A 14015-nucleotide genomic window follows, 5' to 3' on the forward strand; every position below is an offset into this window, starting at 1 on the left:
CTAACATCATGCGCTACATAGCAAACCAACGTTTGACTAAAGAACTGCTAATGTTTTCCTTTTTGCCGATACTCTCCGAACTGTGTCGGCCTTGCATGACTTCTTGAACTATTCGAAGCCGGAAATCGAAATTGTGTTTTCTGTTTTTTCGCATAAAAATGCCCCCAATAAGTGTCTAACTTTTTGGGGGCACCGCATTGCGAGCCTTTTTTGGTTTTAGGCCAAAGCCTTTTCAAGATCGTCGACCAATTTTTTGGCTACTGCCTTGCTGTTTTGCTCTCTGGCAGCTTTGAAAGCTTCCAAGGCCTTCTCAGCTTTCTCTACTACCCCCACAGGATTTCCGTCATTTTGGAAACTTACCCAGCACCAGCTCAAGTCAGAGGCCAATTCTGCCTGCTTCAATTTCCCCAATTTTTCGATGACATCAGCCACCACTTTTTCCATTTTTACAGCGTTCATACGAGTATTGTTTTGTTGATTTAGTTTTCAAATTATTACCAAAAGAATGCAAATATTTCAAACTAGTCAAATTAAATGGCCTATTTTTAACAAAAACATAAATTTCAATCGATTTCGGAACGAAAAATTTTTGACTTAAGGAGAAAAATCAATCCAGACAGCCCCTAAAACACCTTTTCAACAGGTCTTTTTTTTCTCTCTGAATTCAAGGATTTTAGCCATCAAGTCAAAAATTCTTTACTGGTCAGTTTGGAAAAAATAACTCATCACTCTACCTTTGTGACACTTTAAAGAAAACGAAAGCGTCTTCTTTCAAAACTGATCCATGGTGTAACTGGCAACACGTCTGATTTTGGTTCAGAAGAGTCTAGGTTCGAGCCCTAGTGGATCAACAAAAACCTCCCAAACGGGAGGTTTTTTTGTTTCTGGCCAATTACATTTTTGAAGCTAACCTCAGTCGATAGCAATTCATCGCATACCTACCCAAGTGCTTGGTAAGTTTATAATTGGCAATTGCCCCAACTGGGGCTCCAATAATCGGAACCAACTGGGCAAGTTTGGCTAAATCGATGTAATCCCGATATTCGAGCTGAAAAGTCTTCCAGTCAAACTCACTGTAGTCTTTGGGAAGACTTTCCTTGTAATCCTCCCAATTCTCGATCAATCCGATCAACTCATTTCTTCTTTGCTGACTGGAAAAACTCAGTTGAAAAACATACAATAGGAAAAGCCGCTCCCGATAAGACTTGGCATCAAAACCGTACCATGCAGCAATGTCAAAGAGCAATTTCATCTTGATGGTCAAAAAAGCAGGAAAATCGGCCAAACCCAACAAAATCCCTCCTGCACCAGTCAATGCCCCTTCAGCACTCGCCGTATTCGTATACCATTTGATTCTTTCAAGAATTTTAATTTCCCTTTCCATGAGCGAAAGAGAAGCGTCTGGACTTGGCTTAACCCAACTGGAACCCAGCAATACAGCCTTCACCATATTTTCTATGGCTACTGAAATCGCCTGATGGACCTTTTCAGGTATCCAGGAGTTGATTTTCCCCTGCACACCATGAGTCAGTCTTCCAAACAATCCCGGTGGTCTCTTCACCTCAAAAAGCCAGAGACTGAGTTCAGCCTCCAGGTAGTGCTTATAATTTTCAGCATTCATATGGTTTGGGCAAATGATCAAACTTATTTATGAATTTGAAGTTATTTTTTCATTCAAACTCCAATTAACCCTTTTACCTATGATCAAACCCATCATCACCCTTATTCTTTTCCTGATTAGCTGGTTTTTTTGGCCGAAAACCAATCACAGTCCAGGTTCAGAGGATCCCTTCTCAGGAATCACCATGTGCCACTCCAATGATGACATGGCTCAATTCGTAAATGCTCCAGGTTTTGCTGCTTTTCACCCCTCTCCTGTCGCTTTTGACTTCCAAGGAAAAGGAAGCATAACTACCTTCTCGACCCCGGATGGACAGCAAGCCTCAGGATACCTCATCAAAGCCTCTGCACCTACCGATCACTGGCTCTTCGTATTTCAGGAATGGTGGGGGTTGAATGATCACATCAAGCATCAAGCTGATGTTTTTTACGAAGATTTGGGAGGTAAAGTAAACGTAATAGCACTGGATATGTATGATGGAAAAGTCACCGCTAATCCACAGGAAGCAGGACAATTCATGCAAGGTGCAAAAGAAGATAGACTTCAACATATCGTAACCGGAGCCCGTCTGCTCGCCGGACCAAATGCCAAAATCGCCAATGTGGGCTGGTGCTTTGGAGGGTCTTGGTCTTTGAAATCCGCATTGCTTAATGGACAACAAAATATCGGATCGGTCATGTATTATGGCATGCCAGTCCGAGATGTAGAAAAGTTGAAGACCCTTAATTCAGATGTTCTTGGTCTCTTTGCCACTGAACAATACATTTCCGAAGCCATCATCAAGGAATTTGCTGCAAATATGGAAACTGCAGGTAAAAAACTGACCTATAAGATTTTTCCGGCAGTTCATGGCTTCTCCAACCCAAGCAATCCAAAATACGATGAGGCGGCCAGCAAAGAAGCTTATGGTATGGCTATTTCTTATCTGAAAGAAAAATTTGGAGTATAAAACCCAAATAATATTCTCTGAAACTCAAAAGACTTCTGTGCGAAGTCTTTTGAGTTTCAGGGCTGATCATCAAATCCAGGCCTGATAAACTTGGGATAATTTGGAAACACCTCAATCAATCCCCTGCGCATCTTTTCAAGAATCGCTAAAATTTCAACAACTTCCTCCTGCTCTGAAAAAAGCTTAAAAAGCATTCCCCAAGCCCCTATACTCCGGTCTATGGCAATAGAGGCAATCTTGGCCGTACCCAAGTCACTCCGCTCCTCATCAGGGTATTGATCCCAAAAACTATCCATTTGATCATGCAAGGCCCGCTTGATTTTGACAGGAATAAAAAATAGATACCAATTAATCACTTCCATGGCCTCATCTGCCATTCGGAGATTGGACTCAGCCAAATCTAAGTCCATTACTCCCAATTCTACCATGGATTTCCATTGCAAAACCTTTTCTTTTAGCAAAGGTGAATCAAGCCAAGCTTTTCCTTTTTTCCAGTACTTCTCCGAAAGTTCATGCAAAGGGTGGTTCTCAGCTATTACTTCTTGTGCTTCCTCCAAAGCCATTTGGGCTGCTGTTTCCTCTTTTACCTCTTCGGAATCCAGATCAAGTCCCATTTCTTCAGCCATTTTTTGAAGCATTTGAAGAGTTTCGGCAAAATTGTCCGCAACAACCTCAGCCCAATCCTTTTCGGGATAGTTTTTCTTTCGGTCCTCTTCCCGCTCATACACTCTACAGCGGTCAGTCTGCGGGCATCGCTCGCACCATCGGTCACACCAATTGTAAATTCCGGGGATAAACTTTTGATTATTTTCCATGGCTAAAGAGTCTTCTAAAGTAAATTACGTTTTGGACTGCAAATAAAAAAGCCACCCAGAGCATATTCTGAGCGGCTTCTATGGATCATTTAATTACATCTATTTGTACAGACCGTTGAATAACATTTTGAATGTGCCATGCGACTGGCCTCGGAAAGTAATTTCGGGACCGAAGGCGTAAAGCTTGCCCTTGCCTACCTGAGCTTCAAAGGCAGTTACTCCATTTTTCAGGTATTGCTGGCCCCAAGCCCAACCACTTTTTAGCGGTGGCTCGGCACCAAACCAAGCCAAAGGCTTAATCCCTCTGAGACCTGCGTCCGGTGAAAGTTTAAACACAGGGCTATTGTTAAAAAGCACATGTGCTTTTTCACCCATTCCATAATTGATTAGAGTGGAATTATCTACGTACATCTCCAGTACACTTCCTGGGATATAATATTTATCACCAGAAAGTGATTTTTCTTTTCCATCCACTATTTCGACCAAAGCGTTGGAAACGGGAAGTTTAAGATGATTGGCCAAGGAGGTAGCTGCTCCGACGGTAATAATTTGACCTCCGTTTTCCAAAAAGGTTTTCAACTTAGGGATAGACTTATCGACGGAAAGCCTTCCCAGCATGTGATGATATTCGGCTGGGATATCTTCTTTCTTGGGCTGGCTTCCGGCACCATAACCCCCACCAGCACCAGGCATTCCCGGACCAATGAAGAGAATCACATCATACTTTGCATTGAGATTTCCTCCGTCAATTTCTGCAGGGAAGATCTGAGTAAAGTCAAAATGGAACTGTTCCATCATCCATCTCACCCATCCTGAAGGCATGGATCCCCCATAGTAATCATAAAGGGCGATACGGGAAGGTTTGATCTCCTTAGACCCGGAAGGCAATCCTTTTGTAGCAACAGCCTTTACCCCATAATTTTTGGCTGCCGCTTCCAGCTGTCTTTTCCCAGAAGCAGGCACAAAAAATGAACCGGCAGGAAGTCCTGCTGTTGCCGATTGTGTTCTGTAAACCTTCACATTGGCTTTCAGCAAGTCGTTTACCGCCAAAAACGAATCATTGACACGTACATCTAACAGGTAGCCTGAAGCAGAAGGAAGTGCAGTAGGTTCAGGTGACAAAAGTTGTCCGTAGGCTACTCGCTCAAATGGACCTTCAAACCCTTCCATAATTCTATCCACTTCGATACCCATCTGATAGGCCAAAGTCCAACCTGCCGCATCATAAGGTCTGATTGGAGGACCTCCAGGATACAAAAAGTCATTAGGGTGATCCTGAGGCTCAAACATGTCCAATACATGCGGTCTGAATGCCTGCGCCGTTTTGACCACGTAGGATCCCTTGGGATAGGTTTTTCCATTGACTGTGAAGTCTGCTGTAGCCTTATGAACCAAAACGCCCGATTTGATCAAGGCATTCAAAAATTTGATCGCTGTAGGAAAGTCAGCCTGATTGGCAGGCAAAATATATCCTCTTGGATCTCTCTTTGAAGGGTCTTTGTAAACTGAATCGTAAAACTGCAAAGGGAGGCCGGATCGGAATCCAAAGAAAGCTGCATCTTCATCATCGGCTTCTTTTTTCTTTTGGGTAGCCTCAAATGACTTTTGAATATCCTCTGCATATTTTGGATATCGGGTCCAAGTGTCTGTATTTCCTCGGTCGATGGATTTTTTACCCATCAGATAGAAATTGTAAAGCAATTCATCTCCATGACGGACGGCATGATTTAGAATGGCATAATTCATCGACACCGAATAATCAATGGAGGTGCGGAAGGCCCAAGGCCCGGGAGTCACCGGAAAGGGAGTGCCGTTATTTGGGATTAATCGATCGGGAACCAAAGGAATAGAGTATGGAGAAGGATCACCCACAATCTCGGTCAGAATTCCGATCATATTGTGATAGTATGGGGTAGTTCTCAGTCCCCCATTCCACCAGGTAGAAAATACCGAACCATCCAATCGAGTATAGCCTGGCTTATCTTCTACATGAAGCCTGTTGATCATAGCAGCACCGACAGCATCCAAGCTGGTGATGATCAATGGATCAAACACGTGATTAAACGGATCACGGTAAGGAGGGCCTGCCACTACTGTTCCGGCAGGACCCGACTGATGATGATTGTATACAATCTGCGGCAACCACTCGACATACTGCTGTAGGGAAATATTGGTGGATTCTTTCATGTTGTTCATGTAGAAATCACGATTGTTATCATGCCCGACATACTTCTGATATAGTACTGGAATATTTTTATTCCTCTTGGCTTTATCCTCGTACATCATGTACCAGTCTGACATAATTTCCATCCCATCCGGGTTGACATGCACGAGCAGGATAATCACTTCATCCAGGATGCGTAAGGTTTCCTCATCATTTTTAGAAGCCAGCTGATAAAGCGTCTCAATCAATTGCTGTGCACCGACCACTTCATTGGCATGAAGGCCTCCATCTATCCAAACTACCGGCTTGCCTTCCTTTGAAAGGGTACGGGCTTCAGCCTCGGTAATTTCTGCACGGCCAAGTTTTTGAGAAATCTCCTTATAGCGATCCAGTTGGGCAAAGTTTTTTGGAGCGGTAATGATCAGGATGGGTTGCTCTCTTCCAAATTCTGTCTTTCCTATGCTGGTATACTGTACCCTATCCGACACTTCAGCTACCTTTTTGAAATAGGCTTCGGTCTGGGAGAAGTTTGCCAACATATAAGGCTCCCCGATATCGAACCCAAAATGGGATTTTGGGGTAGGTATAGACTGTGCAACCAGCCAAAGAGGGATTAAGACTAGTTGAAAGAAGAAAATGATTGTTTTTTTCATGGGAATGATTGAGTGTCCTTTACTGCTAAAATAACCCTTTGGAAAGGGAAATGAGGATAAAAAAAGCTGTAACCCTTTAATTTTACAGGATCGGAAGATTTAATCAATGAACTGGCCAATCAGCCCATAGTGTCAAGACGAAGAATTTTTTATTTTTCCATCCCTGTCCATGCCATTCCATTAGCCCTTCCTTCAAAAATCATTACTTTTGTTCATAGATCCATTCCAGACCTTTCCTCCACTATTCCCACTTCATCTATGTCTGAGGTAAAAATATTTGCAGGCACTAATAGCCAGGCATTAGCCCAAAAGATCGCCAAGAGTTATGGTAAAAAATTGGGTGATTTGACCATGTCAAAATTCAGCGACGGAGAGATGTCTCCGAGTTTTGATGAGTCCATTAGAGGCTGTACCGTTTTTATCATCCAAAGTACCAATCCTCCAAGTGATAATTTGCTGGAGCTTTGCCTGATGATCGATGCTGCTAAAAGAGCCAGTGCCTACAAAGTTTGCGCCGTCATTCCTTACTTCGGATATGCACGTCAGGACAGAAAAGACCGCCCAAGAGTTTCAATTGCGGCAAAACTTATCGCCAATATGCTTACGTCTGCAGGCGCTGACCGAATCATGACCTGCGATCTACATGCCGGACAAATTCAGGGATTTTTTGATATTCCATTGGATCATTTGAATGGTTCTGCTATCTTTGCGCCCTATTTAAACACACTCAGGCTGAAAGACATGATCTTTGCTGCACCTGATGTAGGTGGAGTAGCTCGAGCAAGATCCTTTGCCAAGCACTTCGAAGTAGAAATGGTGGTCTGTGATAAGCACAGAAAAAGAGCCAACGAGGTAGCATCCATGCAGGTGATCGGAGATGTGGAAGGAAAGGATGTCATTCTTGTAGATGATTTGGTCGATACAGCAGGAACACTTTGCAAGGCTGGTCAAATCATCATGGAAAAAGGGGCTAATTCGGTCCGAGCAATCGTGACTCACGGTGTACTCTCCGGAAAAGCTTACGAAAACATTGAAAATTCTGTACTGGAGGAATTGGTCATCACAGATACCATCCCGCTCAAACAGCAATCTTCAAAAATCAGAGTACTGACCGTAGCCGAATTGTTTGGGAAAGCGATTCACGCCGTAACAGGCCACACTTCGATCAGTTCTCTATTCATTTAAGAACCAATTTTAAATACAAATACACATGAAAACACTAGAGATTATAGGGTTTAAAAGAGCAAATCTCGACAGTGCCGCTTTGAACGAAATCAGAGATTCCGGTAATGTTCCCTGCGTGGTTTACGGTCCAGGTATTCCTGAGCAAGTTCATTTCTATTCTCCCGCTATCCTTTTCCGCGACTTGATTTACACTCCAGACGTTCACTTGGTGGAGTTAAATATCGAAGGCAGAATCATCAAAGCCGTATTGAAGGAAGCACAATTCCACCCAGTAAGTGAAACTTTGCTTCATGCAGACTTCATGGCCTACACTGAAGACAAAGCAATCAAATTCGAAATTCCAGTGAAAATCGAAGGCAGTTCCCCAGGTATCGCCAAAGGTGGTAAAATGGAATTCAAAACCAGAAGATTAAAAGTAAGAGGGTTGGCTAAAAACCTTCCTGATTACATCGTCGCTGACATCTCTTCTTTGGACTTGGGTAAGTCCTTCAAAGTTGGTGATGTAAAGGCAGAAGGTTTCGAAATTCTTACTTCTCCAAACGTTTCTATCGTGACTATTGGTATTCCAAGAGCACTTAGAGGCAAGAAAGGAGAATAATCCTGACTCCAAAATCAACAAATCCTGCCCAGAAATGAGCAGGATTTTTTGTTTAAGAATAAATCGAATCGAGACCTGACAGGTTTTCAAAACCTGCCAGGTCTTTTCACCAATCAAATCTTCAGCATGAAATATCTTATCGTTGGATTGGGAAATATTGGTCCAGAGTATGAACTAACCCGCCACAACATTGGCTTTTTAACTGCGGATCGCTTGGCAGACAAAGAAGGAGCAACATGGAAAAGTGACCGATTGGCCTTCAAAACAGAGATCAAACACAAAGGACGCTCGATTCACCTGATCAAGCCAACCACCTATATGAACTTAAGCGGAAAGGCGGTCAACTATTGGATGAAAGAATTAACAATTCCCAAGGAAAACATCCTGATCTTGGTGGACGATATGGCTATTCCCTTTGGAAAATTGCGGATGCGGGCTAAGGGAAGTGCTGCCGGACACAATGGATTGAAAAATATCGAAGCCCTCTGCGGAGGACAGGATTACCCAAGACTCCGTATGGGAATCGGAGACAATTTCCCCAAAGGAAAACAGGTGGAATATGTATTGGGAAGATTTACCCAGCAGGAATTTGATGAGCTCCCAGCCATGATGGACAAGGCCATTGATATGATTTTCGGATTTTGTACGGCGGGAATCGCACAGACGATGACACAGTTCAACGACTGATTTTGAGGGAGATTTGGATTTGACCAAATCTCCCTCTTTCTTTGTGGCACTTCAGGCAACTGATTTATAAAGAAGAGGCGAGAGACTAGGCTCGATGACCCTCTGGCAACCATCCCTGCCAAGGAGAAAGGTGCCAAATCCTACCCAAAGCGGGAACTATAAATTGGCGTAAAATACCTCTACCCCACTTTCTGGTTTCGGTTTTATTCTTTGGGAAATGTCTTTATCAGCCCTGATAGAATACTTGTACTCCAACCGACCCAAACCATGTCTCATTTTGAAACTGATGCCATTCGCATCCAGCGCCGATCCGATCTCAAAGAACACTCTTCTCCCATTTTCCTGACTTCCAGCTTTACTTTTGAGTCTGCGGAAGAGGCCAGGGCAATGTTTGCCGACGAAATCCAAGGCAATATCTACTCTCGATACTCCAATCCCAATTCTTCTGATCTGATCGAGAAAGTCTGTAGAGCCGAAGGAACAGAGGACGGAATCGCCACCGCCTCGGGGATGGCAGCTATGTTTGGAAGCATTGCTTCTTTGCTTCAGCAAGGGGATCATATTCTGGCTTCACGGTCACTTTTTGGATCGACACATCAGCTGCTTACCCGAGTATTCCCCAAGTGGGGAATCACTTCTACCTATGGAGATATTTCAGATTGCCAAAACTGGGACAAGCTCGTGCAGCCCAATACGAAAATGCTCTTTCTGGAAACTCCTTCCAATCCGGGATTAGAAATCATCGACTTGGAATGGGCTGGAAAATTTGCTGCCGCTCACAACCTTATCCTTGTAGTAGACAACTGCTTTGCCACTCCCTACCTGCAGCAACCTGCCAAATGGGGCGCTCATATCGTCACTCACAGTGCCACCAAGTACATTGATGGTCAAGGCCGAGTTTTGGGAGGGTTGATTTTGGGAAAGAAGGAACTGATCAAGGAAGTACAGTTTTTCACCAGACATACGGGTCCCTCTATTTCACCTTTCAATGCGTGGATCTTATCGAAAAGCATGGAAACCTTGGCTGTCAGAATGGATCGTCACTGTGACAATGCCTTAAAAATTGCTCAATATTTTGAAGGGAATTCTGAAATAGAAGCCGTAAAGTATCCGTATTTGAAATCCCATCCTCAGTACGACCTGGCACTAAAGCAAATGAAAGCCGGCGGAGGAATCATCACCCTTACCCTAAAAGGAGGCTTGGCCAGAGCTCAGCGATTTATCGATCAGCTTCAAATGATCTCCATCACACCAAACCTAGGAGACAGCCGAAGCATCATCACGCATCCTGCTTCTACCACTCACAGTAAACTTTCACCGGATGAACGGGCGCAAGTGGGAATAAGTGATGGATTGGTAAGACTTTCTGTGGGCCTGGAGCACTACGAAGACATACTCAAGGATGTGGAACGCGCCATTGAAAAGTCAAAATAACTTTTAAACCAAAACGGTCCCGAAAAATCGGGACCGTTTTGGCTATTACCAAGTGGTATGTTTGAGAGAGGGAAAGGCTCTGATCACATCGCTGAGGCTGATTTGACCTACAAGTTGTCCGTTTTTTAATACCGGGAATCTCCTGATCTGATACTCCAAAAACTTCTGTGCAGCATCAAAAAGTGTCATATCCGGACTAAGTGTGATCACATCCCTTGTCATCAACTCCTGAACTTTTGCAGGAAAACGAACCGTATTGGTGTATTTCCCTTTAATAATCTCCCTAAGGCAATCTACCTCTGAGATGATTCCGACCAATCCACCTGAAGCATCTACCACAGGTGCACCTGAAATTTTTCGCTTGGTCAAGGCTTCCATCACCTGATCGATCGTGTCTTCAGGCCTAAAAGTTACCAATTTTGTCGTCATGTGGTCTTTCACCAAAATAGGTTGAGCCGGGGTCTTGGGCTCTACCACTTTTACCCCTTGAAAACTTTTCACCATAGCTTAGAAATTTAGAAAGATGAATAAGCTACTGATTTTTAGTCAAAAATGAAATGATAGATCAAACTATTCTAATAAATCATTGTATTGTTTGGCAAAAATTTAAAATAACCAAACATCATTTTATTTGATTTTTCAATATCACAAAGGGTCGCCAGTTTTCCTTTGGCGGCTGATATAGCTGATCAAACGCAAAGGTTCCGATGATTAAGTCCTCATCTCCGTCCAAGTCCAAATCACCTTTGGTCAGGGTTAGCCAATGATCTTCCAGCTGTTTCTCAAGTACGTATGGCTGAAAGACGCCCTGTTTTTCTTGCTTGAAATAAATCAGGTTTTGATTGGGTTTCTGCTTTCGGTCAGGAAAAAAAGCAATGGCTATCAAATCCTTTTTACCATCCTGATCAAAATCTCCCACTTCCAATCCACTGGCTCCATGCATGGGATAAAACCATTTCTCCTGAAACTCCCCCGACTTATCCCGTTCAAATATGCGGACTCCGTGATAATTTTTGAGAATCTGACTCTGATCGGCATTGTCCCCATTTACTAAAATGATTTCTGGCTGACTATCCCCATTCATATCTTCAAACCTAAAATCACTGGAGCCAAACGCTGGATGAAAGCTTAATAGTTGCCTCTCTTTAAACTTTCCACTTCCCAAATTTTCAAAAAGCAGTAAACTTTCCTTGGCCTGAGTCATTAAAACAAGAATATCCAAATCCCCATCCCCTTCAAAATCCACAGCCTTTGATCTTCTTGCCCCTGGGTCTTTTTTCAAGATCTGTTCTTGAAAGGAATCCCCGAAACTTAAGTGCAAACTGAATTTACCTAAATGATTTCCAAATTGGGATATCGCATAATCTGATTTCCCATCCCCGTTCCAATCGGCAATTTCAACATGAACAGGACGCATGAGCTTAGTAAACTGAAGTGTTTCTTTCCAGGTGTTCTCCGCTTTTGAAAAGGTAGAAATCACCCCAAGCGAGTCATTCGCAGGATCCATCAATCCCATTGCCAACAACTCAAAAGAGTGATCCGACTTCCAGTGAATTTCGACGGGGGCAATGGAAGTTGGAATGGAATCCAACTGTAAAAACCCCCTGGCAGGATCCAATTCATACAATGCCCGGAACCGATGACCTAGCCAAAGCTTGCCTGTTTGGGGATGGATATGAAGCAAAGTGGTGAGACTGGGCCTAACATAGGAAAATACGGGTTCTTCCAATTGAAATCCCGGAATTCCGACAATGGGTACTGTTTTGGCAACCTGAGGAAGGGGTGTTTCAGGCGCACTTTCCAAATAATAGGCTTGAAGTTTTTCCCAATTTTCACGAGTGATGAAAGGAATTTTGGAATAAATACCCTCCGGCACTCCTTCGTCCTCCGGTAGTGGAGCTCCAAAATCCTCTTCCAGATACAACCCCATTCGCTTTCTCATATCGGGCAAAACCTTTTCCCAAGTAGTCCGATCCAAAATTTCAGGGCTTGGCATCACGTGACATGCAGCACAATATCCTTTTGCCAATTGCTCTCCAGACAGATTCAGGTCCGATTGAGAAAGTTGATACAAGCTAGGTGGTGGCTGCTTGCGCTCAGCTAATTGTCCACAAGAACTCACAATCAACACCCCAACCAGGACAGCCCAACGTCTTCTCATTGCGAATTATAATACAGATTTAAACCCCTTGACCAATTCAGGATCAATTCCAAAATGAAAGGCATAATCCAAAGGAGAAGAGGAAAAAGAAAGATCGGGATTGATAAATTCATTATCGGAAGGTTTGGCCTTTTTGCAGGAGGCATGAACTTCCTTCAAGTAGCCGGACTTTTGCAACATGGGCACATGCTCTGCTTTGGTACCCCCCCCTGGCATCACAATAATCCGGTCTTTTGCTTTTTCCAAAAGCTGTACAACCCTCTCCAACCCGTCAGAAAGTGAGTTTTTCCCACCAGAGGTCAAAATGCGATCAAATCCCAAATCAATTATTTTCTCCAAGGAATCAAACAAATCTACTGAAGCATCAAACGCTCGATGAAAGGTACAAGGCTTGTCTCCTGCTGCTCTTTTCAGAAATTCATTCGCACGCTGATCCACAAACCCTTTTGGATCCAAAACCCCAAATACAAAACCATCCGCCCCAAAGTCCTTGAGGAGTTGAATATCCTGCTTCATCACTAAAAGTTCTTTTTGAGTGTAGACAAAATCTCCCCCACGGGGGCGAATCATCACAAATACAGGAATATCAATTTCACTTTTTAAAAATCTCAGCATTCCAGCACTTGGAGTTTCACCCCCCTCCGGAAAATTGGCACAAAGTTCCAACCGATCAATTCCCAATTCTGCGGCTTCCAAGGAAGCTTGAAGATTGAAAACAGGAGCTTCAAGAAGGATTTTTCTCATGGCTTAAAATGGCTGTTTGCATCAATCAATACATTCCCGGACTCCGTGGCTTTTGCATAATTAAATCCCGGATGAACGGCATAAGCCCCAACTTCTCCATACTTGTTGATGGCTAGAAATCCTGCCTGGATGTCTTTTATGTCTTTATTTTTAGCAATAAGTCTCTTCACGGCTTCCTCACAAGCCTCCTGAGGGGTACGGCCCTGACGCATTAATTCCACAATCAAGAAACTCCCACAAATCCTGATGATGGACTCTCCCAATCCTGTTGCCGTAGCTGCCCCCACTTCATCATCCACAAACAAGCCTGCCCCGATAATCGGGCTGTCTCCTACCCTACCATGCATTTTGTAGGCAAGCCCACTTGTCGTACAGCTTCCTGCCAATTTGCCGTTGGCATCAATACCGATCATGCCGATGGTATCGTGATTTTCGATGTTGATGATGGGTTTGTATTGGCTGGTCACTTTCCATTTATCGTATTCGATTTGGGCTTGGGGGCTGAGTATTTCTTCTTCCAAAGGAAAGCCCTGAGCAATAGCAAACTGCCTTGCACCTTCGCCGACAAGCATAACGTGTGGCGTTTTCTCCATCACTGCTCTTGCCAAAGTAATGGGATGTTTGATTTGACGGACAAAGGCCACCGATCCGCAAGCTCCATCTCCAGTCATAATGGACGCATCCAAAGTCGTTATTCCCTCGCGGTCAGGCAGACCCTGAAGCCCTACGGAAAGATTCCCCATATCCAATTCAGTATTTCTAACCCCTGCCTCCACTGCATCCAAGATACTTCCGGTCTCTTTAAGTTTTGACCACGCATCTGCATTGGCAGGAACACCATGGTTCCAGGTGGAAAGAATCAGAGGCTTTTCTCCGGTAGAAGGATTTTTATCTTCCTTTTGCGCACAGGAAGCAGCTACACCGGGTAAAAATAATGCGGATCCAAGGATGGATTGCTTGATAAACTTTCTTCTTTGAGACATGAACCGTATTTTAGAATCGAG

14 protein-coding genes, 1 tRNA gene and 1 riboswitch are annotated in these 14015 nt (G+C 43.7%); of the genes, 6 read left to right on the plus strand and 9 right to left on the minus strand.

The annotated features are described in order from the left end of the window. Positions 1–13 precede the first annotated feature (13 nt). Positions 14–154 carry a helix-turn-helix domain-containing protein gene (locus DDT91_RS20855; protein WP_370539327.1) on the minus strand — a complete coding sequence of 47 codons (141 nt, stop codon included), beginning with the start codon at positions 152–154 and terminating at the stop codon, positions 14–16. Between the two features lie 62 nt (positions 155–216). Further along, complete coding sequence (locus tag DDT91_RS15490) at positions 217–459, minus strand: hypothetical protein (RefSeq protein ID WP_187177108.1); 243 nt, start codon at positions 457–459, stop codon at positions 217–219. A 319-nt stretch (positions 460–778) separates the two neighbouring features. Here DDT91_RS15490 and DDT91_RS15495 point away from each other — a divergent pair. Beyond that, positions 779–851, plus strand: a tRNA-Gln gene (locus tag DDT91_RS15495). Positions 852–892: 41 nt separating this feature from the next. On the opposite strand, the gene DDT91_RS15500 is transcribed toward DDT91_RS15495, so the two are convergent. Beyond that, entirely contained in the window at positions 893–1621 is a 729-nt protein-coding gene (locus DDT91_RS15500; protein ID WP_187177109.1) for an EcsC family protein, read from the minus strand. Positions 1622–1700: 79 nt separating this feature from the next. On the opposite strand from DDT91_RS15500, the gene DDT91_RS15505 reads away from it, so the two are divergent. Next, the gene (locus tag DDT91_RS15505) at positions 1701–2570 is read left to right on the plus strand and encodes a dienelactone hydrolase family protein (RefSeq protein WP_187177110.1); all 870 of its coding nucleotides are present in this window, start codon (positions 1701–1703) and stop codon (positions 2568–2570) included. Positions 2571–2626: 56 nt separating this feature from the next. On the opposite strand, the gene DDT91_RS15510 is transcribed toward DDT91_RS15505, so the two are convergent. Then, positions 2627–3385: a hypothetical protein gene (locus DDT91_RS15510; protein ID WP_187177111.1), complete on the minus strand. Its 759-nt coding sequence runs from the start codon at positions 3383–3385 to the stop codon at positions 2627–2629. A 99-nt stretch (positions 3386–3484) separates the two neighbouring features. Beyond that, the gene (locus DDT91_RS15515) at positions 3485–6202 is read right to left on the minus strand and encodes a M14 metallopeptidase family protein (RefSeq protein ID WP_187177112.1); all 2718 of its coding nucleotides are present in this window, start codon (positions 6200–6202) and stop codon (positions 3485–3487) included. Positions 6203–6460: 258 nt separating this feature from the next. Between DDT91_RS15515 and DDT91_RS15520 the strand changes: the two genes are divergently transcribed. The 4 genes from DDT91_RS15520 to DDT91_RS15535 all read left to right on the plus strand — a co-directional run bounded on the left by DDT91_RS15520 (position 6461) and on the right by DDT91_RS15535 (position 10106). Further along, positions 6461–7387, plus strand: coding sequence for a ribose-phosphate pyrophosphokinase (locus DDT91_RS15520; protein WP_187177313.1), 927 nt, complete (start codon positions 6461–6463; stop codon positions 7385–7387). Between the two features lie 25 nt (positions 7388–7412). After that, positions 7413–7985 (plus strand): 50S ribosomal protein L25/general stress protein Ctc, encoded by a 573-nt coding sequence (locus tag DDT91_RS15525; protein WP_187177113.1) that lies wholly within the window; start codon positions 7413–7415, stop codon positions 7983–7985. A gap of 126 nt (positions 7986–8111) precedes the next feature. Then, complete coding sequence (gene pth, locus DDT91_RS15530; RefSeq protein WP_187177114.1) at positions 8112–8672, plus strand: aminoacyl-tRNA hydrolase; 561 nt, start codon at positions 8112–8114, stop codon at positions 8670–8672. Positions 8673–8733: 61 nt separating this feature from the next. Then, positions 8734–8837: riboswitch (SAM riboswitch) on the plus strand. Between the two features lie 102 nt (positions 8838–8939). Further along, the gene (locus tag DDT91_RS15535; RefSeq protein WP_187177115.1) at positions 8940–10106 is read left to right on the plus strand and encodes a PLP-dependent aspartate aminotransferase family protein; all 1167 of its coding nucleotides are present in this window, start codon (positions 8940–8942) and stop codon (positions 10104–10106) included. Positions 10107–10151: 45 nt separating this feature from the next. Here the strand turns inward: DDT91_RS15535 and DDT91_RS15540 are convergent, their stop codons facing one another. The 4 genes from DDT91_RS15540 to DDT91_RS15555 all read right to left on the minus strand — a co-directional run bounded on the left by DDT91_RS15540 (position 10152) and on the right by DDT91_RS15555 (position 13994). Next, positions 10152–10610 carry a CBS domain-containing protein gene (locus DDT91_RS15540; RefSeq protein ID WP_187177116.1) on the minus strand — a complete coding sequence of 153 codons (459 nt, stop codon included), beginning with the start codon at positions 10608–10610 and terminating at the stop codon, positions 10152–10154. A gap of 118 nt (positions 10611–10728) precedes the next feature. After that, complete coding sequence (locus tag DDT91_RS15545; protein ID WP_187177117.1) at positions 10729–12267, minus strand: VCBS repeat-containing protein; 1539 nt, start codon at positions 12265–12267, stop codon at positions 10729–10731. A 6-nt stretch (positions 12268–12273) separates the two neighbouring features. Then, entirely contained in the window at positions 12274–13011 is a 738-nt protein-coding gene (locus tag DDT91_RS15550) for a copper homeostasis protein CutC (RefSeq protein WP_187177118.1), read from the minus strand. Further along, on the minus strand, positions 13008–13994 hold the full coding sequence (locus DDT91_RS15555; protein ID WP_187177119.1) for an isoaspartyl peptidase/L-asparaginase family protein: 987 nt from the start codon (positions 13992–13994) through the stop codon (positions 13008–13010). The genes DDT91_RS15550 and DDT91_RS15555 overlap by 4 nt, the downstream gene beginning before the upstream one ends. Positions 13995–14015 lie beyond the last annotated feature (21 nt).

This window comes from Algoriphagus sp. AK58 (assembly GCF_014324365.1).
Lineage (GTDB): Bacteria > Bacteroidota > Bacteroidia > Cytophagales > Cyclobacteriaceae > Algoriphagus.